This window comes from Nitrospirota bacterium (assembly GCA_016180645.1).
In the GTDB taxonomy this organism is placed as follows: domain Bacteria; phylum JACPQY01; class JACPQY01; order JACPQY01; family JACPQY01; genus JACPAV01.
The window spans coordinates 115851-139342 of record JACPAV010000007.1; the positions used below are offsets into that span (position 1 = coordinate 115851).

Annotated in this window: 18 protein-coding genes and 1 tRNA gene; 13 read left to right on the plus strand and 6 right to left on the minus strand. The window is 58.6% G+C overall.

Features of this window, described 5'->3' with window-relative positions; translation table 11 throughout:
* Positions 1 to 80 precede the first annotated feature (80 nt).
* Positions 81 to 581: a DUF3782 domain-containing protein gene (locus HYT87_06280; protein ID MBI2059364.1), complete on the plus strand. Its 501-nt coding sequence runs from the start codon at positions 81 to 83 to the stop codon at positions 579 to 581.
* A gap of 475 nt (positions 582 to 1056) precedes the next feature.
* A complete protein-coding gene (locus tag HYT87_06285) occupies positions 1057 to 2592 on the plus strand; it encodes a caspase family protein (protein MBI2059365.1) in 1536 nt (511 codons plus the stop codon).
* 464 nt (positions 2593 to 3056) lie between these two features.
* Here the strand turns inward: HYT87_06285 and HYT87_06290 are convergent, their stop codons facing one another.
* Genes HYT87_06290 through HYT87_06315 form a run of 6 tightly spaced genes read right to left on the minus strand, consistent with a single transcriptional unit; the run spans position 3057 to position 13336 of the window.
* The gene (locus tag HYT87_06290; GenBank protein ID MBI2059366.1) at positions 3057 to 3749 is read right to left on the minus strand and encodes a hypothetical protein; all 693 of its coding nucleotides are present in this window, start codon (positions 3747 to 3749) and stop codon (positions 3057 to 3059) included.
* A gap of 17 nt (positions 3750 to 3766) precedes the next feature.
* Positions 3767 to 5125, minus strand: coding sequence for a DUF1329 domain-containing protein (locus HYT87_06295; protein MBI2059367.1), 1359 nt, complete (start codon positions 5123 to 5125; stop codon positions 3767 to 3769).
* Between the two features lie 34 nt (positions 5126 to 5159).
* Positions 5160 to 8096, minus strand: a complete 2937-nt coding sequence (locus HYT87_06300; protein ID MBI2059368.1) for a penicillin acylase family protein — start codon at positions 8094 to 8096, stop codon at positions 5160 to 5162.
* Positions 8097 to 8154: 58 nt separating this feature from the next.
* A complete protein-coding gene (locus HYT87_06305; GenBank protein ID MBI2059369.1) occupies positions 8155 to 9960 on the minus strand; it encodes a hypothetical protein in 1806 nt (601 codons plus the stop codon).
* Complete coding sequence (locus HYT87_06310; protein ID MBI2059370.1) at positions 9957 to 12254, minus strand: MMPL family transporter; 2298 nt, start codon at positions 12252 to 12254, stop codon at positions 9957 to 9959. Before HYT87_06310 ends, HYT87_06305 begins: the two co-directional genes overlap by 4 nt.
* Complete coding sequence (locus HYT87_06315) at positions 12251 to 13336, minus strand: hypothetical protein (GenBank protein ID MBI2059371.1); 1086 nt, start codon at positions 13334 to 13336, stop codon at positions 12251 to 12253. Before HYT87_06315 ends, HYT87_06310 begins: the two co-directional genes overlap by 4 nt.
* A gap of 102 nt (positions 13337 to 13438) precedes the next feature.
* Here HYT87_06315 and HYT87_06320 point away from each other — a divergent pair.
* From HYT87_06320 to HYT87_06370, 11 genes are all read left to right on the plus strand, one after another.
* Positions 13439 to 13511: transfer RNA gene (locus HYT87_06320), tRNA-Lys, on the plus strand.
* Positions 13512 to 13817: 306 nt separating this feature from the next.
* Positions 13818 to 15827: an SAM-dependent DNA methyltransferase gene (locus tag HYT87_06325; GenBank protein MBI2059372.1), complete on the plus strand. Its 2010-nt coding sequence runs from the start codon at positions 13818 to 13820 to the stop codon at positions 15825 to 15827.
* Positions 15824 to 16423, plus strand: coding sequence for a transposase (locus HYT87_06330; protein MBI2059373.1), 600 nt, complete (start codon positions 15824 to 15826; stop codon positions 16421 to 16423). The genes HYT87_06325 and HYT87_06330 overlap by 4 nt, the downstream gene beginning before the upstream one ends.
* Before the next feature lie 61 nt (positions 16424 to 16484).
* The gene (locus tag HYT87_06335) at positions 16485 to 16838 is read left to right on the plus strand and encodes a type II toxin-antitoxin system RelE/ParE family toxin (GenBank protein MBI2059374.1); all 354 of its coding nucleotides are present in this window, start codon (positions 16485 to 16487) and stop codon (positions 16836 to 16838) included.
* Entirely contained in the window at positions 16835 to 17176 is a 342-nt protein-coding gene (locus HYT87_06340) for a helix-turn-helix transcriptional regulator (GenBank protein ID MBI2059375.1), read from the plus strand. Before HYT87_06335 ends, HYT87_06340 begins: the two co-directional genes overlap by 4 nt.
* A 48-nt stretch (positions 17177 to 17224) precedes the next feature.
* Complete coding sequence (locus HYT87_06345) at positions 17225 to 18730, plus strand: DUF2130 domain-containing protein (GenBank protein MBI2059376.1); 1506 nt, start codon at positions 17225 to 17227, stop codon at positions 18728 to 18730.
* Between the two features lie 4 nt (positions 18731 to 18734).
* Positions 18735 to 18920 carry a hypothetical protein gene (locus HYT87_06350; protein ID MBI2059377.1) on the plus strand — a complete coding sequence of 62 codons (186 nt, stop codon included), beginning with the start codon at positions 18735 to 18737 and terminating at the stop codon, positions 18918 to 18920.
* Positions 18921 to 19163: 243 nt separating this feature from the next.
* Positions 19164 to 19973, plus strand: coding sequence for a Dam family site-specific DNA-(adenine-N6)-methyltransferase (locus HYT87_06355; GenBank protein ID MBI2059378.1), 810 nt, complete (start codon positions 19164 to 19166; stop codon positions 19971 to 19973).
* Positions 19966 to 20937 (plus strand): ParB N-terminal domain-containing protein, encoded by a 972-nt coding sequence (locus tag HYT87_06360; protein MBI2059379.1) that lies wholly within the window; start codon positions 19966 to 19968, stop codon positions 20935 to 20937. Before HYT87_06355 ends, HYT87_06360 begins: the two co-directional genes overlap by 8 nt.
* A complete protein-coding gene (locus HYT87_06365; GenBank protein ID MBI2059380.1) occupies positions 20934 to 21761 on the plus strand; it encodes a hypothetical protein in 828 nt (275 codons plus the stop codon). Before HYT87_06360 ends, HYT87_06365 begins: the two co-directional genes overlap by 4 nt.
* Positions 21762 to 21847: 86 nt before the next feature.
* Positions 21848 to 23137 carry a restriction endonuclease subunit S gene (locus HYT87_06370; protein MBI2059381.1) on the plus strand — a complete coding sequence of 430 codons (1290 nt, stop codon included), beginning with the start codon at positions 21848 to 21850 and terminating at the stop codon, positions 23135 to 23137.
* Positions 23138 to 23492 lie beyond the last annotated feature (355 nt).

Sequence of the window (23492 nt, forward strand, 5' to 3'; positions counted from 1 at the left end):
ACCTGACCCTTACAAGGGACAAGGGGAGCGCCAAATTTGAATGTCTGCTGGACTCAGGGGCCGGCGTCTAAGGTACTACCATGAGGAAGCGGCGGGCGCCCTACAAAGCCGATCGGGTGAAAGCGCAGATCACCGAAATCCGCGAGCGGGTTGCGTACCTGACCGACGGATGGGGGCGATTCGTGGAAGGATTGGTCCAGCCGTGCGTGCCGGAGTTGTTCAAGACATTGGGGATTGAGCTTTCCGAGACGGCCGAAAGCCGGAAGAAGCACAAAGACGACGACACCCTTGAGGTGGACGTATTGGCCGTGGGAGACGAGCACGTGGTGGCCGTGAGCGTTAAGACAACCCTATCGAGGAAAGATGATGTGGACGACCTTGAAAGGGACCTTGGACGTTTTTTTGACTTCTTTCCCGAGTACCGGGGCAGGAGACTACTCGGCGCCATGGCGGGAATCACTGTAAGAGGCGGGGTGGACCGCTACGCCGAAAGCAAGGGATTTTATGTCCTCACTCCCGCTGGCCATGCGATGAAACTCGCCAACTCCAAAGGCTTCAAGCCCAGGGTCTGGAATGCGTAGTATGGCGATCTTCCTCGCGCGTTCCCCGGCCGGTAGCCGCACCCTTTATGGGTGCGTCTTCAGGCGCGCTGGGCGCAGGCATAAAGCCTGCGGCTACCTCGCGCTCTTAATGTCGGCGGCCGTGGCCACAGGCTGTGCGCATCCCAAACCCATCCTGGACGACACCCGCCAGAGGACACGCGATGAACCCGGACGCTACCGACTACACTTCTCGGCGCCATGGCCGGGATTACAGTGAAGGGCGGTGTGGACCGGTACGCAGAGAAGAAAGGGTTTTACGTGCTGACCCCCGCCGGAAATGCCATGAGAATCGCGAACTCCAAGGGCTTCAAGCCGAGAATATGGGCCGGGTAACTTCCGGACCGGTCGGCGTGGACCCCGAGGTGATTGAAATCGCGTGAGGGCCATGAAACTCTCAACTCCCATGGAGTCTGACCCGATGCCCACAATGTACATGAGCAATGGAGGATTTCGAGTGGGTCGCTTGACGGCGAGGTTGCTGAAACGAGGGAAACTTCTTCAATTCCTCTTGGTGGTAACGATGTTCGGTAGGGTGGAGTACGTTCTCAGCGATGACAGCGGCAAGCCCTCGTGGGTGGAACGCGGCAGCGGGGCGTTCGTTGTTGCCGGTCAGAAGATATTCTACGGCGTAGGCGTAGTAGAGGGCATCAAGAACGCGAATATGGCACAAAAAACGGCTGAGAACAGGGCTCGTGCTGAACTCGCGAAAGTGAGCGAGAGCTATTCGGCATACCTCATGAGGAGGTGGGATCAAGTCTTGTCGGAGTACGGACAGTTCTCTCTCAGAAGAGGTCTTGAGGAAGCAATTCAGACCGCGTTCACTCAAGCGATTGCCGATGCGAAAATCGTGGATCGGTGGCAGGCAAATGAAGATGACGGTTCCGTGTGGGGTACGATAAAGAAGTCTCCCGTGTACGTGTTAACGGGTTTCAGTTTGGACGACGTACAGCGGTATGCGGCCAAGGAGTTCAATCGGTTGCTACTGTTTTCCAGCGAAAACCGAGAGGGTGCCAAGGGCCTTGGGAAGCAGTGGGACAAAGCTTTCTCCGAGCTTCTCAAGGTGGATGCTGCACACAGGTTGACCGGGGAGTCTCATGTCGGTGAAGGCGAGTTCACCACTCCTGCGTCCCCGCAGTCATCCTCAGCACTGCGTGCACAAACGAGCGCGATCACCCCGGTCGGATCTGAAGTCGACTCCCCACCTGGAGTTCGCGTGAAGGCGGCTGGCTCGTTCTGGGCGCTTATTGTGGGGATCGAACACTATCCGAGTCTGCCTGCGGTCGATTTTGCACAACAGGATGTGACCGCCATCAAGCAGTACCTGACGACCACCATGGGATTCCCGGAGGAAAACGTTGTTATGCTCACTGACTCCAATGCGACGAAATCCGGAATCCAGAAGTACTTGAACGAGTGGCTGCCGCGCAATACGAACGCGAAGTCGCGCATCCTGATCTTCTTTGCCGGTCATGGCGCGCCGGAAACCGAAACAGGAGACGCGTATCTTGTCCCGTATGACGGCGATCCCAATTTCCTCAAGACCACGGGAATCCTTCTCAAGGACTTCTACACGGCCATCGAGGCTCTTCCGGCCAAAGATGTCATCGTATTGACTGATGCCTGCTTCTCAGGCGCGGGCGGCCGTTCGGTGCTGGCCAAGGGTGCGCGACCACTCGTGACGAAGGTTGACACCGCCCTGCCCCCGAGCTCCAAGATTCTCTCCATCGCCGCCGCTTCCGGCTCCGAGATCACCGCCTCTTACGAAGAAAAGGGGCACGGACTCTTCACGTATTTTCTTCTCAAGGGTTTGCGAGGCGATGCGGACAAAGATCAGGACGGGTGGGTGACGGTGGCCGAGGCTTACGACTACCTCAAGCCGAACGTCCAGAAGATGGCCCGGCGGCAAAACCGCGAGCAGACGCCACAACTGCTCCCCGGCCTCGATGCGCTTGGGGTGAAAGCCAAACTGAAACTGGCCAAGGTGAAGTAGGGTCGTGACGTGATGGCCCGCCATGCAACGAGTAGCCTACCAGGAGTTTGAGGCGAGCGAGATCTACTGCCCGAAGTGCGGGCGGGCGATGCCGGTCAGGAAGAGGCTACTGCTCGCGCTCCCGGAAGGGGACAAGTTCGACCCATGGAGGGGTCTGTACTTGCGCGCGCGCGGGCCAGGACGGCACGCTTCGATCGATCGCGCAAGTGCGATTATGTCTGCTCGCAGTGCGGCTCGCCGGTGGGGTCCAAGTTGGACAAGTCCGCCGGGCCGGTGAGATTCACCCGGCGGTAGCCGGCCCCCCCCCCCCCCATCCCAACCTTCCCCCTCCAGGGGGGAAGGAGAAGGGGCGAACCTCCAAGTTCGCCCATCACAGGAGGGAGCATCTGAAGATGCTCCCCTACGTCAAGGAGGTCCCGGGATTGGTCCCAAGCGAAGTAAGAAGCCTCTTGGGGCGCTTGGCCCTACTGGGCGTAGATCGTGACCAGAGAGACCGACTGGTCGTATACCCCTACGGTGCTCGTGCCTAGTGCGCTCCCGTCCGATCCGGTTGCCGTGATCGTCGCTTTCCCCACCGGCAGACCGAAGAAAATGAATCGACCCGAAGCGTCGGACGATTTGGCCTGCAAGTCGGGAACCAATCCCGCGAAGTAGATAGGGGAAAGGCCGGAGTCAACGGCGGCCTTGGCGCCGAAAATGCCTTTTTCCTCGCCATCGACGACCCGCACGACGGACCCGGCCAGCACACCAACGCCTGCGGGTACTCCGGAGGCGCCCAGCAGGGTCAGCATGGTGGTGGCCAGTGAGGTGTTCACCAAGTAGAACGTTCTCCCGGTCAGGTCGCTTTGGATGGGGGAGCCGCCGACGTGGAAGGTGAAGGTCGGCTTCCCAAGATAGCTATCGGAGGCCAATACGGCCAGGGTCACATCCGTTCCTTGGGGAACGCCCTCAATCTTGATGGCTCCTCCGGCCCCCGATGTGGCTGTGATCCCCATCGGCTGGTCGAAATTGAGGAGATCCACCGTGGCGCCTTGCACCGCGGTTCCGATCGAGAACACCTCGACCTTTCCTTCGATCGATTGGGTGGCCGCTTTGTCATCGCCACATCCGGCCAAGAGACCTGCAAAGAGCGCCGCAATCCAAACATGTTTGTTCATAATCCACCTCCGCCTTTTTATTTTCCGTAATTCAGAAAATTGCTGGATGAAAAGAGCGACGGCTCGATGGCGATGCTGAACACCGTCGGGTTGATTTTCGCCTCGACCCGGCTCGACACCGATGCCCGGTTTCTTTTCTCATCCACCACAAATGAAATTTCAGCCGCCGCAGCGGAAATCTTTCCGTCCGGCGATTGGTAGTAACTCTGGTTCAGCACCTGGGTCCGCCAGAAATCCCCGCCCCGGTCCCATCCGAGCTTCATGTGAACTCGGTTCGTCTCCCGGTCGATGACGAGCAGTTGACGGCCGATGCTGTAGTATGGATCCTTCGATGTCCCCTCGACGATGTAGACCGGCCGTTTCACGAATACCCAGTTGAGGGGCCACCATGCGGCCAGACCGGATTTGGGATCGTCATAGCCCCAGCGAACGGCGTAGCGCGGTTGCTCGAAGGCGCGTGCTCCGTACTTCCCGGCTGCCTTTCCCTTCCGGGGAAAAGTGACTGTCTGTCCTTGTGCCTCGGCCGCTCCGGGCTCCTTCCCTCGCGCGGCACTTCCCCCGTCCTGGGGGTCGTCCGGCAGGTACGCCAGCAGCATGTCCTTCTGCTCGATGAGCTTCCACTTCATGAACTCGATCTTGCCCGAATATCCGTTGAGGTCGTCGAGAATAAAATCCGTCGGGCCGATGGGGTCGGATCGGTTGGCGGAACTCGTCCGGCGAACGCGGCGAATCGAGGGTGAGTAGGCCCACGTCGTGTCCCACTTCCCTGCCTCCTGCCACCGCCAGGTGAGCGTGACCGTCCCGAAGAGGTCGGCCGGTGCGAGATACAACGCGTTCTCCATATAGGAGAGGCCCTTCGCGGCGCCCTTCACCTCGTGCGAGGCAAAATCCACGTTCATGCGCGCGACCTTTCCGATCACCTCCACCTCCACCGCGGTTCCCTTCAGGGTACGCAGAACAAACATGGCTTCTTGCGAATCGTTCTGGAATTCCGTGGCATAGAAGTTCCAAAGGATCTTTGTTCCGGCGTCCGGATCGGAAGGGTCGAGGTCGGGGAAGGGGAGCCCGTAGGGTAGATTTTCACGCTTCCCCGAATCGGCGGAGATGAGCCCTCCCTCCTTGTCCAGCTTGAATTTTCCCTTGTTGGCCTGAGAAGCATCGTAGAATCCCTTGGCGTAAACGGTTCCCAGAGAGCCGGATTTCATTTCTCCGATCGTGAGGGCGTAGCTCCCCGCGGCCACCCGCTTGGCGACCGACTCGGGAACATGATCGGCGTAGGCCGATACATTGGACTTGTCGATTTTCGAGCCGGGCGAAAGTTCAGCGGCGAATGCGGATCCGCCCATCGCATATCCTGAGAGCAGTGCCATCGCCATGGCCCAAGACAGGCCTCTTTCTTGAAATGTCATGCTACTTGCCTCCTGCGGGTTCAAGAACGAGAAGCTCGGCGGCGGCCGCGCGAACCTCCTCGCGGGTGAAGGGGAATTTCTTGTATTCGTTGGCCCACCAGAGCTCCCTGAGCTGATTGCTGTAGAATCGGCTTCGTGGGTGGGCGACGTTGCCCCCGGGAAGCGCGGTGTAGGCTTCGGGTCCATCCGGTTTCATTTCCACCACGATCCGATAGGACGGCCCGCTGCCGTAGGAGAACTTGGACTGCTGCTTCGAGGACATGAGGTCGAGACCGGGGTCGGAAGCATCCACCACAAACTGGCCACCAGGGCGGGGAAAACCTTTTAGGCCGAGCTTTGCGAAGATCGGATCCGTGGGAGACGGAATGCTGAACATCTCGGCGCTGTCGCCCTCCACGCTCTCACTGTCGGCGAGGTGACGCACGGTGAGGGTGTGAATTTTCCCCCAGAGCCACTGGCTGACCACCGAAGTTCCGAATTTTGCGGTCAGACCCTCAATCGCCTCCTTATAGGCGCGTAGCGCGATGTCGCTACGGGTTTCGACGTCCGGTGTGCCCCAATCGTCCCAGAAGACGCTGGATCCCGTGCTTCCATCCCCTGTGTTCTGGCATGCGGTTCCGGCGTCCGCGTCAACCGCATCACATTTCTTACGGAAGGTGATGTTGTAAAGCGCCCGCGCGTACTGTTGGCTGCCGAACGACTCGCCGCCGAGCTGGTCGTCAAACGTGAAATGCGCCAAGTTGGAAATCCACGCGTGGAAGATGGACGTGGCCACGGAGCTGGAAATGACCTGGGAATCCTGAGCCAGTTGGAGATCTCCCGTATCGGAGTCATACTTGTAGCCGGATGGGCTTGAGCATTTCCATCCGTCCACGTAGCTATATGCCGCCAGTCCCGTCTCGCCGAGCTGTGCCTTCTTCGGCCCAACGGAATCGGTCAGGACTTTGAGGAAATCGTCGCAGAGGAGCAGATACGTATCACCCTGAATCTCCTTCATCTCCTTTATGGAAACCTTTCCGGTATTGCGGAGAACCTCGTCGATTCGCCCGGTGATTCGAGCTGCCCGGTAGCCCGCGTCATAGAACGAGCCGTGGTAGTAGTCTTTGGTTGAAGTGGGCTGGTTGTTGGCCGTGGCGATGTAGCCCGTGTCGGGGTTTCTAAGCTTGGGGAGCCTGGCTTCATCGATGAATCCCTTCCAATCGCAGCTCCCGTCGCCGGGTAAGGGGAGGTAGAACGGAGAGGCGCACTTGGCGGAATCCCGATCGGGAACGAGGGCATTGGGGAACCAGCCGATGTTGTCATTTGAATCGATCACCACCTGGTTCTGCGCGCCCACTTTGAAGTTCTTCACGGCCGCCTCGAAATCGTCGATGCCCTTTGCCGTGAGGTATCCCTTGAAGGCGCGAAGTTCAAAAGTCGGGTCAAACCCGGTCCAGCGGACGGTCACGAGCGAGGTCGCCACTCCCTGTGCATCCCTCACGACCCGAACGACGGGGCCATGTCCCTCCACCTCATACGTGAAGAAGTTGGACATGACGCATCGGCTCAGTGCTTCTTCATAGGTCGGGGGACTGTACGTGACCAGCATGTCGTCCAATCGGCTCTTGACCGACTTGGGGAGCGCGCATTTGCCTTCCGGACTTGATCCCGGCGCGAAAATGAGCGTGTCCTGATTCGCTTTCAACGGCCGATCGGCTCCCTGGAATTTCACGGTCCACTTGTCGGGTGAACCGTCCGCCTTGGTGAGCGTCTCGACATAGAAATCGGTCACATCGTAACCCACCACCGTTTCCCCCCACGCGATTTTCTGGTTGAAACCGATGGCGATCCCGGGCGCGAGCGGGAACATGACGCCGGCCACGTTGAGGTCGCCGCCCTGCGTCTCCGTGTTGAGGTGGGCTTCGTGGAAGACGGAAGGTTGCTGAAGGGAGAGGTGGGGATCGTTAGCCAGCATCGGATACCCCGATTCGGTCTTGAGTCCGCGCACGACCCAATTGTTCGACGTCGGATTGAGCCCGGTGAGTTTCCGGAGGTTGTTGATGTACGAATCGAGGCCGTCAAACCCGGCGGTCGGCAGGGGGCCCGGCGCGGGACCATCCACGCCCTTCGCGTCGCGCCTTGCGGCCGACGATCGGGCAGGGGTCTTCTCAAACTTCCCGAACGACCCGGGCTTGGCCACGATGGCATTTCTGAGCGGCGTGGTGACGAAGAGGTCCTGCATGTAGCCCAGCGCGGTCTTGCTCGCAGCGGTCGCGTCGGCCTCGACCTTACGATTGACCAGCTCCTTGACGAGGAAGGTATTGATGCTCTCATACCTGGTCCCTTCGCCCCCCTCGTTGTCGAAGCTCAAGAGGAAAGTCATCAGGCGCGCGAAAGCAAGGGAGTCGAGCGGCGACCAACCGGGATCCCCGTCTCGGGCGTTCAGAAGGCTGCCGTACAAGAGCTTCGGATCGCTGATGCCTTGGGCAAGAAATTCGAGAGGCATCTCTTCGGGGTTCATGGACTTGAGGTAGGCATTCACGCCGTCCGCGTACCGCTGCAAGAATCGGTTTTCCTCTGGGGTCATGTCACCGCTTCGAAAGAGCGCCTCGGCCACCTTGTAGTATCGGAACATCCGCGCCTGGATGTCGTCGGCGACCATGCTGCCCCCGAGGAGAATCGCCAGTTCCCCGGTGGCGGCCGCCCTCTGGATGATCATCTGGAACAGCCGATCCTTGGCATGGATGTAACCCTGCGCGAAGGCGACGTCGCCCTCGGATTTTCCGTAGATATGGGGAACGCCGTAGACATCCCGAACGACTTCGACGCGTGCGTCCAGCCCCTTGGCGGAGACTCTTTCATTCACGGCCATGTCGAACAGGGCGCCTTCCCCGAGCGTCTTCTGGCTGCATGCGGAGAGGATCAGGCCGGCCGCCAAGACAGTAGCGCGACGTCTCATGACGGATCCCTCTTCTTGCTCCCCCTCCGCTTTGCTTCGGGGACGACGATAGGATTCCTCATGGGGTCTTCTCGCGTCGCCAATACTCTGCGATCTGATCGATGAACAAATCCATCCGGATCATGAAGTTGTCGCGGTCCCGCAGGAACCCGATGCCGGAGTAGGCTCCCGCGATCCGGTCATACTCAAACCGGAACTTGAAAGGCGCGATGAGGTATTCGACGGCCGGCTGGAGGAGATACGAGAGCGAATCGAACTCCCCGTATTCGGCGATCGTGGCGAACGAGGGGGCCAGATAGCCTCGACCCAGCGTGTATCCGGTCTGGATCAGGAAGGTGGATTTGTAGCCATTCACCTTCATTCGAACGAATCGCGGCTGCGAGAGGGTCTGGTCTCCCTTTCCCGGAACGGTCAGTCTGGCGACGAAGGCGTCCTCCTGCACGCTGAACGAAGCGCCCTTCTGGAGATCGGCCCAATGTTCCCCAATGACCTGGGCGGAGATGAAAAATGTCTGGCGGGGATTGAGCGCCCGAATCCACTGGTTGTGATCCGCGCCCAGCGCCCACTTCACCACATCGGAGCGCGGGAGCGTCCCTTCGCGCCCGGATTCCAGGACGGCCTTCTGCCGGGCGAGGACATCGGTGAGGGCAACCGGATCGACTCGCCGGGTTTCGTCCAGCTCGAAGGTGGGCGCGAGAAGCGGGATGTTGGTTTCGGGGAGAAAGTAGGGGTGATCGTAGAGAAGCGCCGTCTCTCCGCGCAGGATCGTGTAGGGAGAGAAAGGGACCGGGCCCGAAACCGTGGCGCCGGTAATCATGATTTTCGGGTAGGCCAGTTCGAGAAACGGGGTGCCCTTGGGATATTCCTTGTCGATGATGGGGGCCGTGGACGAAATCGCCGTCTTGATCTGCTTCGTGAGCGACGTATCGAAGGCGAGTCGTGGTGTGGGCGATTCGGGATAGGTCCAGTAGTGGGCCGTGGTGTAGCTCATGTCGCCGGCGTTGAAGAGCAGACGGCCGCCTGTGCGCGCATCGTCCCATCGGTTCTTGGAGAGGAGCCGGAGCGAGAGGGGGGATGGGGGACCGGTAATGACCGACCACGGGCCTTCCTGTGGAACGGTGGGACCGGGCGTCAGGGCCGGGAGAGGCTCGTAGAACCCTTCCAGGGCGACGTTGTAAACCGGACCGGCCGAGCCGACATCGTACGATCCCTTGAGCATGACGGATGGCACGCGCCGCTCGTCCAGCGGGGTGAGGAATCCTCCGAAGGTCTGGTCGAGCGGATTGATAATGTCCAGAATGCGGAAGACGTCGGCCTCGCCCCAGGAGAGGTTTTGTTTTCCGATTCGGACGTTGAGATGGCGGAACGCGCGGAAGTCGCCGTAGACTTCATGGATTCGCGATTTCTGCCGGAGATTGTTGCGGACCGGCTCTGGGATGGTGTCCGTGAAGAGCTTCGGGCCGTAATCGTAAATGCCGTCGTACTCCACTCGCACGCCGAAGAAGAACTTGACCTGATCGATGGCGAGCCGCTCGTCCAGCATCTGGAGCGAGGGCGTGACGCTTCCCCGCTTGGACATGTCGATGTTGAGCTGGGGTTCCAGATAGTAGCGGTTCTGGAGAAGCGAGTAGGCCTCCATATCGAACGTCGGCACGAAGGTCTGTTGGGGCGATTGCGGATCGCGCAGATCCAGCAGGGTGTACCCTTTTCGGAATCCTTCCGGCTCCTGCGCGAGGAACCGCGCCTGTGTGTAGGTTTTGAGGGTGACCTGCACGGCCCGATCTTCATCGAGGAAAACGACGGCTCCTGCGGTAGTGGAGTGAGCCGCCAAGACCAACAGCGCCATAGCGAACGTTCTCTTCATTTAGTCTGGGACCTCCCTGGAAGGATCATTTTGGCCAAGACCGGTACAAAGATCAATGCTCCAATGTAGTTCAAAATCATGAGGAGGGCCAGCAAAAGCGCCATTTCGGATGTGAACTTGAGCGGGGTGAATACCCAAAAGATGACCCCGGCCACGAGCGTGGTGGCGGTGAAGAGGACCGCCTTGCCCGTGGTCTGGATGGTGGTACGGTAGGCATCGAGGAAGTGGGCCCCCTTCCCCAACTCCTCTTGAAGGCGTTCGTAGACGTAGATGCCGTAGTCGATGCCCACCCCAATCCCCACGGCGGCCACGGGGAGCGAGTTGATGTTCATGTCGATCCCGCCGAGGTACATGAACGCCTCGGACAGAAATTGGGATAGGAGAAGAGGGGGGACGAGGATGAAGGCGGCGCGCAATGACCGATAAAAGAACAGGACCAGGAGGAATGTCGTGCTGAGAACAACGCCGAGGATGAGCCAATACGACCGTTCGACCTCTTCATTGACCGCGGCCAGGACGCCGAGGAGGCCGCCGGCCAGTCTGAACTTGATCTCGGCGGTGCTCATCTCCTTTGCGAGGCGCTGTGCTTCGGCCACGATCTTCTCGATGATTCCCGCCGAAAAGTCGGTGTAGAAAAGCGTGACCGTGGCGTCCTTGAAATCGGTGCTGAACAGGCTTTGGAGTTCCCGGCCCTGCGAGAGGGGGAACGCGATGGCGCCGACGTCGCTCTCGCGGTACGGGAGGATCTCCCAGTTGGGATCGCCCTCCCGGAAGAACATGTAGACGCGACTGACCACTTGCGTCAGCGTGATCGAGCCGGAGGCGTTCGTCGCCTCCTTCAGGCGCTCGGCGAAGCGATCGATCGTCCGGAGATTCTCGATCTTTTTCACGGCTCCCGCCTGATCGCCCTCGACGATGACGACGAACCGGTTGGAGCCGGCGAAATTCTTGTTTACGTGCTCGGTGGCGACGTTGTAGGGGTGGTCAGCGGGCAGGATGGCCGCGCCCGGCATGAGGTTGCCCACGCGGAGCCGGGTGCCCACAATTCCCCCGCCCACGATGAGGACGATGAACAGAACGAACATGGCCTTGATTCGCCGTTCCCCGGCCAGAATGCGGATCTCGATGCGGGCCAGGAGGTCGTAGAACTTGCGCGAGGAAAAATAGGGCTTTGATCCCGGAGGGGGGAAGAGAGAAAGCAGCACCGGCGACACCGTCAGCACCCCGATGAGAATGCTGCCGATCCAGAAGCTGGAATAGACGGCGAGTTTCCACATCAGAGGAATGCCGGAGACGGCGATCGTCAGAATGCCGAGTCCATCGGTGATGATCGACAGGAGGGCCGGGCGCATGAGGGGTTTGAATGAACCTTGGACGGCCGCCACCTTGTTCGGATACTTCCCGAAGTCGGTGTAGTAACGCTCCATGATTTGCACCGAGTGGCTGAGGGCCCTCGCGGAGAGGAGGAGCGGGACGACGAGGAGGAGCGGATCGATGGCGAGTCCGACCAGGCCCGCCATGCCGAGGCCCCACTCGGCGGACACCAGCGCGGCCACGAATGGAATGACCACCCCTTTCCCGTCGCCGAAGAAAAAGAACAGCATGAGGAGCAGTGCGGCGGCCGTAATCGCGAAGACCATGTGGATTCGCGGCATGTAGTGGTGAATCCACGAGTACAGGGCGGGAAAGCCCGTGATGTGAATTTCGGTGGAAGGGGAGGTGAACTTGGACTGGAATTCCTGGAGTCGGTCCCCGAGGTAATGGAAGTCGAGTTCCTCTTCCCAGAGACCCACGACCAACAAGGTTGATCGCCCATCTTCCGAAACGATGAACCCCTTGACCCCTTGATTGCGTTCGATGTTGAGCCGGATTTCATTGGAATCTTTTTCGTCCTTGGGGAGCGATTCGACGATCGGGGCCGAAGCGACGGAGAACCCCCGCACTCGGAAACCGCGGACGGAGGGGTGTGTCAGCGAAATCACCTGGAAGGGGTTGACCCCCTTCGTATCCATGAGGAACCGCGTGGCTTCATCGAGCTTCCGCATGAACGGCGGGTCGACCACGTGGCCTTCCTTGTTTTCCATCACGACGAGCAGGAGATTGGCCGTGCCGAAGAGCTTCCGGAACTCCCGGTAGACCTTGATGAAGGGATGGCGGGGCGGATACAGCTCGAAAAAATTCGTGTGAATGCGAACGCGGCTCAGTTCGTAGCCGAAGAAGATCGTGCCGAGGATGGCGAAAGCGAGGGCGGCCACCCGGTGGCGGAGAACGAAAGCGAGGTAGCGCGCCGTCATGGGGAGACCTTCACGACGGTTCCTTTTTGGCCGGCGAACAAGCACGAGCCATCCGGGAGGACCAGCGCCTTGCGGAACCACAGGGCATCGTAGTCCGGATTTCGAACGCGGTCCCACGCACGGCCCTCATCGAAGCTGAAAGCCATGAGACCATCGGAACCGGTGAGGCAGATCGTGCGCCCTTTCGCGTCGCCATCGAATATGGCGTTGTCACCGATGGGCAGTTCGATTTTCTCAACGCGGGGGAACGTTCGGGGCTTGCCGAAGTGAAGCTTGAAGAGGGTTCCGAGGGAGCCGCCGGTCCATAACACTTTTCCGTCTCCGGTGACGAAGAACAGCGTCGGACCTTCCTCGGCTTCGGCGTCCTCCGGTGACGCGGAAGAAGATTTCTGGAGGGCCATGTCGTGGAACGTCTTTCCGCCGTCCTTTGATTCGAAGAGTTTTCCTCTCTCCGCAGCCACGTACAGCGTTCCATCATCCAACGCCAGGATGTCGTTCAGGATGACGTCGTTCCTTACGAAGAAATCGTGACCCGAGTCGGAGAGGGTGGCTGCCGCCTGGGGCGGTATCTCGCTGCCCTTGCCGTACGACTCCCCCGAACCGGGATCGGCAACATCGCGCGTGAGCACGGGAACGCCCATGAAATCGGGGCCGAATTTCACTTCGAGCGGCTGCTCGACCCAGGATTTCCCGGAATCCTCCGAACGGAGAAGGGTGCCCCAATCTCCGACGGCGATCAGGCGGGTATCAGAGACAACGCCGATGCTCAGCAGATGATAGGAAGATGGGGTCTGGTTGCGGGACCACGTTCGCCCGCGATCGCGACTCAGGAACATGGAGCCGCCTTCACCGGCAACGGCCATGAGATCACCGTGCCTATCGATGGCCGTGATCAATCCGTCCCCGAAGTAGTTGCAGGACTCCTGCTTCGGTTCGAGTTGGATCCGGCAGACGGCGCCGCGCTTGCCCGTTGCCCAGAAGTCGTTCCCGCCGGCCGGGGAAAGCGAATGGATGTCCCTGGGGAATTGGAAGCTGGTTGTTGAGAACTGCAATAGGGCGAGGACTCCCAGCCAGACGTGCATGAGTGATTCATAGGCCGGGTGGCCGCAAAGTTCAAGGGATTAATCCCATGGAAGTGCGTATTGCACTTTGGCCTCCCCGCCTGTATAAAAAACGGGCTTTTGGGGCCGTTAGCTCAGCTGGTAGAGCAGCTGACTCTTAATCAGCGGGTCGCAGGTTCGAATCCTGCACGGCCCATGGAAGGGCACGTACTCACGCGCCCGCGAGCCAGGATGGTGAGCGCCGGGCCAATCGCGCAAGTGCGGCCCAGGACGGGCACGTACTTGCGCACACGCGAGCCACGATGGTGAGCCACAGGCCAATCGCGTGTGTGCGGTCCATGCCACAAGACGGTCTCCAACCGACCCGCGTTGCCAACTCCATGGATTTGAGCTACATACCGCAGGGTAAGCTGAAGCATGAAACGACAACGGCCAAAGGGGGGAGCGGAATCCCGGTCAATCCAGCATGTCAGTCTCCTGGGTCGGGCGGCGGCAGCCATCCATGAATAACTTTGGCGAGAAGGTCAATTTCATCTGGTCGGTGGCCGACCTGCTGCGCGGGCCGTACAGGCCGAACCAGTACAAGGACGTGATGCTGCCCCTGACCGTTCTCCGGCGGCTGGATTGCGTCCTGGAACCTACAAAGGCGAAAGTCCTAGAGAAGCTGAAGAGTCTCCAGGGCGGCAAAGTGAAAAACGTCGAGCCGATTCTGTGCCGCGTCGCCGGCGTGCCGTTCTACAACACCAGCCGGTTCTCGTTCGAGAAGCTGAAGGGCGATCCGAACAATGTCGCCGCCAATCTCACCCACTACATCAAGGGATTCTCCAGCCGCGCCCGGGAAATCATCGAGCATTTCGGGTTCGAGGAGCACATCGCCAAGCTCGACAAGGCGGATCGCCTTTTCCTCGTCGTCTCGAAGTTCTGCGAGATCGATCTCCACCCGGACAAGGTGCCGAACATCGAAATGGGCACGATCTTCGAGGAGCTGATCCGAAAGTTCAACGAGGCGTCGAACGAGGAAGCAGGCGACCACTTCACGCCCCGCGAGGTCATCCGACTCATGGTGAACCTGCTCTTCCTGCCGGACAACGACGTGTTGACCACCAAGGGCATCGTCAAAACCCTTTATGATCCGGCGGCTGGAACGGGTGGAATGCTCTCCGTGGCCGAGGAGTATGTGCGTGAACTGAATCCGGACGCCCGACTGGAGGTCTTCGGTCAGGACTTCAACCCGCAAGCCTACGCTATTTGCGGGTCGGACATGATGATCAAGGGGCAGAGCCTCGACAACATCCGATTCGGCGACAGCTTTACCCAGGACCATCATGCGGGCAGAAACTTCGACTACATGCTCGCGAATCCACCTTTTGGCGTGGAATGGAAACCGCAGGAGAAGGTCATCCGCAAGGAGCACGAGGAACAGGGATTCGGCGGACGCTTTGGAGCGGGACTGCCGCGCATCAACGATGGATCGTTCCTGTTCCTCCAGCACATGATCGGCAAGATGAAGGAGGCGAAGGAGGGCGGTACGCGGTTGGGGATCGTCTTCAACGGCTCGCCCCTTTTCACAGGGTCGGCGGGATCGGGCGAGAGCGAGATCAGAAAATGGATCATCGAGAACGACTGGCTGGAAGGCATAGTCGCCCTCCCGGACCAGCTTTTCTACAACACCGGCATCTACACATACCTGTGGATTGTCACGAACCGGAAGGAGAAGAGTCGGCGCGGGAAGATCCAGCTTGTGAATGGGACGACATTTTTCTCGAAGATGCGCAAGAGCCTCGGACAGAAACGGCATGAGATCGGCGAGTCCCATCGCAACGAGATCACGCGCCTCTATGGTGAATTCAAGGAGGGGGAATTCGTCCGCATTTTCGACAATCCGGATTTCGGATACCGCCGGATCACCGTGGATCGCCCGCTCCGGCTTAATTTCGCGGTTACTGAAGAACGAGTGGCCCGTCTGCGGGAAGCCTCGGCCTTCATGAGCCTTGCGGCGAGCCAGAAAAAGGACAAGAAGCTCAGGCTGGCGAAGGAGGGGGCGGGGCAGGAAGAGCAGAAGCTCATTCTGGCAATTCTCAAGAACAAGATGGACACCTCCACCTTCAAGAATCGCGAGGAATTTCTCGGAAGACTCAAGCAGGCGTTCACAGACGGCCACTGGACGGTCGGCGGCCCGCTGATCAAAGCCGTCCTGGAATCCCTTTCCGAGCGGGACGAAAGCGCCGAAATTTGCCAGGACTTCAAGGGGAATCCCGAACCCGATCCGGAACTGCGCGACTACGAGAATGTTCCCCTCAAGGAAGACGTGACGGAGTACATGAAGCGCGAAGTCCTCCCTCACGTTGCTGATTGCTGGGTTGACGAGTCGAAAACCAAGATCGGCTACGAGATCAACTTCAACCGGTATTTCTACAAGTATGCACCTCCGCGTCCGCTCGCGGAAATCGAGGCGGACCTGAAGAAAATCGAGGGCGAGATTGCGGCAATGCTGGGGGAGACGTCCGAATGAAATACGGCCGCCGGTCCGTCCGCTTGCAGGGCTACGACTACGCCCAATCCGGCGCGTATTTCGTGACGATGTGCGCGCAGGGGAGGGAATGCCTTTTCGGTGACGTGGTAGACGGCGACATCGTGTTGAATGACGCGGGACGAATCACGGAACGATGTTGGTTGGCAATTCCGGCCCATTTCCCCCATGTTCAATTGGACGTATTCGTCGTTATGCCCAACCATCTTCATGGGGTCTTGTTGATCTACGACATCCCCGCCGCATCGGCCGTATCCGTAGGGGCGAAAAATATTTCGCCCCTACAATCCGACAAATCCGCCGGCCAACGGCCACGTGGGACATCGAAAACCATCGGTTCGGTCATTCGTGGATTCAAAATCGGCGTGACCAAATGGTTCCGGCAAAACACCTCGATCCACATGGTGTGGCAACGCAATTACTACGAACACGTCGTTCGCAACGACGACGAATTGAACCGCATCCGGGAATACATCGTCAATAACCCGGCGCAATGGGAAATGGATCTGGAGAATCCAGCTGCGGGAGCGATCCGGCGGGTTGTCCCAACGGAAAGGCCGTGCGAAGACGCACAATGACACATTGTGCGTATGCGAAGTACACCCCGCCCATTCACACCAATATTAGTGTTGACACATCGTGGAGTTCAGCGTAGAGTTCTACGAGTCGCCCGCGGGCCGATGTCCGGTTCGGGAGTTCCTTGAGGAATTGAGAACGGACGACCCGGATGACTTTGCAGCGGTAATGGCGGGACTCGTGAAGCTCCGGCAAAGGCGGAATCACCGGCCGCCGATTTCGAAGCCGGTGGGCGGGGGATTATTCGAACTGCGGCATGTGGGCAAGTTGAATTCGAGAGTGATGTACTTCTTTGTGAGGGGACGGCGGATTGTGACTGTACACGGGATACGCAACAAGGCGCGAGACATCTCCCCTCGTGATCGGGTGGCGGCATTGGAGCGGATGAGAGACTGGCGGGCGAGGAACGAAGCATGAAAAAGACGAATTTCGACATCTATTTGGAAGAACAGATGAGAGACAAGGCTTTTGCGGCGCGGTTCCGTCGGGCGGGTGAGGCGTGGGACGTGGCCCTCCAGATTGCGGCGCTTCGGAAAGAGGCGGGTCTTTCGCAGAAGGAACTTGCCAAACGACTCCGCACGACCCAGCAACAGGTCAGTCGCTTGGAGTCGACGTCCTACGAGGGTCATTCGCTCAGCATGCTCCGCCGGGTTGCGGCGGCGCTGGACGCCCGCGTCCGGGTGGTCCTCGAGCCGGCCCGCTCCCGCGGGCACACCATCCTTGCAGAGCGGCAGGCCAAATATGGAATCCGGTGAGACCGAGGGTTGAGGGGGCGGTGTGATGAGAAAGAGAAGGCAAGGCCTATGACGGAACCGACGGTCATATGTCCAAAGTGCAAGCACGAGTTCAAACTCACGGAATCGCTGGCCGCGCCGCTGCTCGCGTCCCTCCGGCAAGACTACGAGAAACGACTGGCACAGAAAGATGAGGACTTTACCAAACGAGAGGGCGATCTGCGGCAGCGGGAAGAAGCGCTGGAGAAGGCCAAGCATGGGGTGGATGAACAGGTCTCCCAGAAACTGCGGCAGGAACGCGCCAAGATTGCCGCCGAGGAGGCCAAAAAGGCCAAGCTGGCGCTGGGTTCCGACTTGGAACAGAAGACGAAGGAGGTAGAGGACCTTCAGGGAGTTCTCAGGAGCAAGGACGAGAAGCTGGCCGAGGCTCAGAAGGCACAGGCTGACTTGATTCGTCTGAAGCGCGAGGTAGATGAAGCCAGGCGGGAAGCAGAACTGAAGGTGCAGGAGGGGATTCAGGCGGGCCTTGCTGGCGAGCGCGAAAAGGCGCGGAAGGAGGCCGAGGGACGGTTGAATATCAAGATGGCGGAGAAGGACGAAGCCGTCGCTTCTCTGCGGAAAGAAATCGAGGATGCCCAGTCAAAACTTTCCGAGGCGCAAATGGCCCAAGCTGAATTCGTCCGAAAACAGCGGGAGCTTGATGACGAGAAACGCAAGCTGGACCTGACGGTTGAGGAGCGATTGCGGGACGGCGCGGCGGGAATTCGCGAGCAGGGCCGCAAGGAAGCTGAAGACCAACTCAAGCTCAAGGTTGCCGAGAAAGAGCAGACCATTACCTCCATGCAGAAACAGATCGAGGACCTCAAGCGTCGGGCCGAACAGGGATCGCAGCAACTCCAGGGGGAAGTCCAAGAGATCGAACTTGAGCAACTTCTGCGTGCCAAATTCCCGCAGGACGATATCGAGCCTGTAGGCAAGGGCGAGCGGGGTGGCGACATCATGCAGAGGGTTGTCGGCCCACTCGGCCAGCCGTGCGGTTCGATCCTATGGGAGTCGAAACGGACCAAGAACTGGAGCGATGGCTGGCTCGCGAAGCTCCGGGAGGACCAGAGATCCGCCAAGGCGGAAATTGCGGTGATTGTCAGCCAAGTTCTTCCGAAAGGTATCGATTCCTTCGATTTGATCGATGGCGTTTGGGTTGTCCATCCTCGCGCGGCGCTTCCGGTTGCCATGGCATTGCGCCAGACCTTGATCGAAGTCGGGCTGGCCCGCCAGGCTTCCGAGGGGCAGCAGACGAAAATGGGAATGGTCTACGAGTACCTGACCGGCCCGCGATTCCGCCAGCGCGTTCAAGCCATCGTCGAGGCGTTTTCCAACATGAAAGAAGATTTGGACAAGGAGAAAAAGGCCATCACGAAACAGTGGGCCAAACGCGAAGAGCAAATCGACCGCGTCATGCAGGGCACCGTCGGCCTGTACGGCGACCTCCAAGGCATTGCGGGGAAAACCTTGCAGGAAATTGAAGGGCTTGATCTCCCAGTCCTTAATGCACTGACTCCAGATCCGGGAGAATAATATGATGGCCTTGCTTATTGACATTCTCGCCTGGGGCACGGCCATCCTCACCGATTGGCAGCGAGATGCAATGCGTCGCCTGTTCCAGAAACAAGATCTCGATGCGCAAGATTCCGATGACTTGTTTGCCATGCTGAAGTCTGCACGTGGGACACCCGATCCTCAGAACCGCCACTCCATGTTTCTTTAGAGAGGTGGAAATCTGGTCACGATTCAAGACCGGAAAATGTTGTTTCTCCGGAATTGTGATATACATTACACTGGTGGTGTCGTAGTGAACCACATTGCGGCTCGATCTTGCCAGCCAACTCCGCGAATGCACGGAAATGGTGGGCACATCTTAGATCAGGGGTTGTTGGAAGCGGGGTCACTCTCTCCCCACATTGCGCCGTCGCGCCCGTTTCTTCGTTGGGCCGGATCGAAGCGGTGGCTCTTGAGGCAGATTGTTCATATCCTGCCACGCCAGTTCGGTAGATACCACGAGCCATTTCTCGGGTCCGGCGCGCTCTTCTTCTTTCTCGGACCCCAGCGAGCGTTGCTGACTGATAAGTGTAGCGAATTGATTGATGTCTACACGATGATCAGGCATGAGGTGTCCACCATCATTCGATACTTGAGACCGATGAAGCCGAACCGCGACCTGTTCTACGCCATTCGCAACCAGCCGAGCCGGGGCAGGCTGAAGCGAGCAGCCGAGTTCCTGTATCTCAACAAAACCTGCTGGAATGGGCTGTACCGCGTCAACTCGGAGGGACGGTTCAACGTTCCGTACGGGATGCCCAGAACGGACTTCATCGCGGACTTCGAAAATCTCCGTGCATGCTCCCAGGTCCTTGAGAGGCCCGGAGTGAAGCTCCGGTCCTGTGATTTCGAGGCCGCCTTGGTGAACGTGAAGGCCGGCGATCTGGTTTACCTTGATCCGCCATACGTTACGCGGCACAACAACAACGGCTTCGTCGATTACAACGAAACTCTCTTCTCCTGGGAGGATCAGAGACGCCTAGCCACGCGCGCGCGGCAGATCGCAAATGCTGGGGCCTATGTAATCGTGACCAACGCCAACCATCGAGAGGTTGTGGAGCTTTACCAAGGCTTCAAGAGCCGTACTCTGACACGGTCTTCGACTCTGGCCTCTGACTTCAAGTGCCGGGGTCGAGTGAAAGAAGCCCTCCTGTACTCTCCGAATTGCGGGGAGGGACGTAGATCACCGTGCCGAAGGGTTCTTGGAGGCAGCGATGACTAGACGGACCAAGGCCCTTGTTCCCGAGCCGGTCGGTGTCAAGACCCTCCGGACGAACCAGCTCCAGCCGAATCCGCACAATCCTAGGATGCTCTTCGACAAAGCGCCGATGAAGACGCTCCAAGATTCAATTGGTCAGGTCGGAATCCTGGTGCCGCTCACTGTCTACCAGCGCAGGTCGGACCGGCAATTCATCATCTTGGACGGCCAGCGGCGGTGGATCTGCGCACAGAAGGTCGGGCTGCCGACGGTGCCTGTAAATCAGGTCGCCGAGCCAAACCTGGTTCAAAACATAGTGACGATGTTTCAGATCCACAAGCTGCGCAAAGATTGGGAGCTCATGCCGACGGCGCTCAAACTTGAAGTCCTCATAACGAAGCTGCAGGAGAAATCAGATCGCAAGCTGGCGGAACTGACGGGTCTGGATATCGCCGTCGTAACCCGTTGTAAGAAGCTGCTTTCGTACTCAAAGGAGTTCCAGGATCTGATGCTCGACCCAGACCCGGAAAAGCGCGTCAAGGCAGATTTCTTCATCGAGCTGTTTCCAGTCCTCCACGACAGGGTGGTCAAGAAGATGTCACAACGCTCCCAAGGCCCCCTCGTTCGCAAGATGCTCGCGAAGCATCAAAGCACCGAGGGGGGTATCAGGGCAGTCACAGATTTCCGCAAGGTCAAGCAGCATTTGGCAAACGCACGGAAGGCAGGCAAGGTCTCGGTAATCGCTCGCAGGTTTAAAGAGTTCGCCGAGAAGGTGGAGCTGAGTCCTGACCACCTGGTGATTCCGGCGGCTAACGTGTCAGCCCAGGCAAGATCACTTCACGGCAAGGTCGAAAAACTCCAGGAAGCACTTGCAGGCCTTGACGTCGAGGCATACGTCGGCGAGGAAGCACTATGGGGCGCAATCGAGTCGCTACTTCGCACGGTTCGCAAATGCCTAGCGGTTGCAGGACGAAGGACCAATGAATGAGAACACCCAAAGATCGCGGGAAACCAGTCGACGCTGGCCGTATGAGATCTTGGCTGGACCGGTTCGACGGCTATCGAATTGCGGTGACAGATCAGCGAATCAGCGCTTGGCTCCAGCGCTTTAGACGAGATGATACTGATCTCGGAGCAAGGCTCCTCGACGCGGTCATGTTCCTCAGGTCCGAGGACATGGAGGAGGCACTGCGCAAGCTGGTGGACCATCTACCGGGTTGGGATAAAAGTCACGCGCGCCGGGAGGGGAAGTGGCGTTTCCTAGCCTTCTCAATCAGCGCTGGCGAGAGTGGAGATACGATGCTCCACAAGTCACGAACCGCCCTCGGACTGACTGGCGGTCGATACGATCAACTATTCATCCACAAGGCCGATCTGCTCAAAGAGGAGCTTGGCTGCGACGACAGCGTAGTTTTCTTTGATGACTTTGCCGGGACGGGTCGGCAAGCTTGTCGTGCGTGGCATGAAACCCTTGCGGAGTTACTTCCCGGAAGCCCAAGGGCGTATTTGGTCCTTGTTGCAGCTGGGGAGCGGGCCGTTGATCGCATTGCTCAGGAGACAGGATTGAAGGTCGTGACAAAACATGTACTCGGCGTTGGTGATGACATTTTCTCAGGGGAATGCGAGCATTTCAGCCGAACGGAGAAAGAACGCCTGGTTGAGTATGGAAAGATAGCGGCTCGAAAGATGCCACGAGGCTACGGGGACTGTGGCTTCGTGATCGTGTTGGCTCACAAGACTCCGAACAATTCGATCCCAATCCTTCATGCCAATCACGGTCACTGGAGAGGATTATTCCCGAGGCACGGATAACCGACAACTCGCCACCGGCAGCGCTTCAAGTGCTCAATCCTCATCCGCTGGGAGTCAGACATATTGCTTGCCGATCTGATGATGCCATGAACTGGCGAGCGTATCCTGAAACCAAGCCGTCCGGCTTGGAGTGGCTGGGGGAGATTCCATCAGGCTGGCGGACCATGCGGCTCAAGTACTGCGCTTCCCTCGTCAACGAGAAAACAGATGGATTCGCCTCGGAATTGCCATACACCGGGCTTGAACACATCGAGTCCTGGACCGGAAAACGGGTTCAGACGGGTGAAAAACCGGAAGCTGAAGGGCAGGCAAGCAAGTTCTGCGGGGGAGACCTCCTCTTTGGGAAATTACGACCGTATCTGGCCAAGGTTTTCCGTTCCGACGAAAGCGGCATCTGCACCGGAGAGCTGTTGGTCTTGCGGACGAAGAACGTCAGCCGTGACTACCTTTTCTACTATGTACTGGCACGGGATTTCATTTCAATCGTTGACTCCTCCACCTATGGGGCGAAGATGCCCAGGGCAAGCTGGGAATTCATCGGAAATCTTCCAGCACTTGTTCCTTCTGACAATGAGCAACGCGCGATCGCGGCGTTTTTGGATCGGGAGACGGGGCGGATTGATGGGCTGATTGAGAAGAAAGAGCGGCAGATCGAACTCCTACAGGAAAAACGCGCGGCTGTAATCACCCATGCCGTGACGAAGGGCCTCGATCCGAAGGCCCCCATGAAAGATTCCGGCATCGAGTGGCTGGGAGAGATTCCGGCGCATTGGACTATTCGTCAACTTAAGTACGTGGCCACGTTTCAGAGAGGACATGATCTTCCAGATTCAGTGCGAGCGGAGGGGGCAGTCCCCGTCGTTACGTCTGGGGGCATTTCCGGGAGTCATGATGAATACCGCGCAAAGGGACCCGGAATCGTAACGGGTCGGTACGGGACGATTGGCACGATTTACTATGTCGAGGATGACTTTTGGCCGCACAATACGACGCTATATTGTAGCAATTCGCGAGGCAACAATATGAGGTTTCTCTGGTACCTGCTTCAGAATATCTCCGGCTTTTTTCTTCTCAACGCAGGAAAATCAGCGGTTCCGGGCGTAGACCGCAACGACCTGCATCCCATACCCGTAGCAATTCCTGTGGATGTTGACGAACAGAAGGAGATTGCAGGATTTCTCGACAGGGAGACGGTCAAGGGTGACGCCCTTTGTAAACGGATCGATGAATCCATTGCTGTTCTCCGCGAATACCGGACGGCGCTCATCTCGGCCGCCGTGACCGGCAAGATCGATGTGCGGCCAGCGGACGGGGCACTCAGGAATCTGAACCAAGCCGATGAAGATGGACAAGACGTAACCGTGGTGGGAGAATAAAGATCATGGCGATCAGAGTGATAGACGTAGAGAGAGCCAAGGCTCAAAAGCTTCTTGCCAAGGCTCATCTCCTGCGCCAATGGCAAGAACGTAGGCCACGGGCGGGCATTCGGATGAGTTTGGATAAGACCTTCGTCCTCCCTAGAGGACATCAGAGAATTCAGTTCCGGCCTGACGTGGTGGTGCAGGACCAGAAGGGAGCCATACACGCCTTTTATGAGATTAAAACGGCGATACCCCATTCCACCGATCTCCGCCTGGCGGCCAGGCAGCTACAGTCTTATTCGCAAATGGCGCCGCACGCCATATGTGGAGTAGTGTTGCCCTCAGAGGCTCTTCAGGATTCGTCCATTCA

What these genes read in the sequence shown, in the direction of transcription:
- HYT87_06280 (MBI2059364.1), top strand. Translation starts at nt 81, where the DNA reads ATGAGGAAGCGGCGGGCGCCCTACAAAGCCGATCGGGTGAAAGCGCAG.
- HYT87_06365 (MBI2059380.1), top strand. Translation starts at nt 20,934, where the DNA reads ATGAGAACACCCAAAGATCGCGGGAAACCAGTCGACGCTGGCCGTATG.
- HYT87_06300 (MBI2059368.1), bottom strand. Translation starts at nt 8,096, where the DNA reads ATGAGACGTCGCGCTACTGTCTTGGCGGCCGGCCTGATCCTCTCCGCA.
- HYT87_06295 (MBI2059367.1), bottom strand. Translation starts at nt 5,125, where the DNA reads ATGGCGATGGCACTGCTCTCAGGATATGCGATGGGCGGATCCGCATTC.
- HYT87_06305 (MBI2059369.1), bottom strand. Translation starts at nt 9,960, where the DNA reads ATGAAGAGAACGTTCGCTATGGCGCTGTTGGTCTTGGCGGCTCACTCC.
- HYT87_06290 (MBI2059366.1), bottom strand. Translation starts at nt 3,749, where the DNA reads ATGAACAAACATGTTTGGATTGCGGCGCTCTTTGCAGGTCTCTTGGCC.
- HYT87_06330 (MBI2059373.1), top strand. Translation starts at nt 15,824, where the DNA reads ATGAAATACGGCCGCCGGTCCGTCCGCTTGCAGGGCTACGACTACGCC.
- HYT87_06350 (MBI2059377.1), top strand. Translation starts at nt 18,735, where the DNA reads ATGGCCTTGCTTATTGACATTCTCGCCTGGGGCACGGCCATCCTCACC.
- HYT87_06315 (MBI2059371.1), bottom strand. Translation starts at nt 13,336, where the DNA reads ATGCACGTCTGGCTGGGAGTCCTCGCCCTATTGCAGTTCTCAACAACC.
- HYT87_06340 (MBI2059375.1), top strand. Translation starts at nt 16,835, where the DNA reads ATGAAAAAGACGAATTTCGACATCTATTTGGAAGAACAGATGAGAGAC.
- HYT87_06360 (MBI2059379.1), top strand. Translation starts at nt 19,966, where the DNA reads ATGACTAGACGGACCAAGGCCCTTGTTCCCGAGCCGGTCGGTGTCAAG.
- HYT87_06325 (MBI2059372.1), top strand. Translation starts at nt 13,818, where the DNA reads ATGAATAACTTTGGCGAGAAGGTCAATTTCATCTGGTCGGTGGCCGAC.
- HYT87_06370 (MBI2059381.1), top strand. Translation starts at nt 21,848, where the DNA reads ATGAACTGGCGAGCGTATCCTGAAACCAAGCCGTCCGGCTTGGAGTGG.
- HYT87_06310 (MBI2059370.1), bottom strand. Translation starts at nt 12,254, where the DNA reads ATGACGGCGCGCTACCTCGCTTTCGTTCTCCGCCACCGGGTGGCCGCC.
- HYT87_06345 (MBI2059376.1), top strand. Translation starts at nt 17,225, where the DNA reads ATGACGGAACCGACGGTCATATGTCCAAAGTGCAAGCACGAGTTCAAA.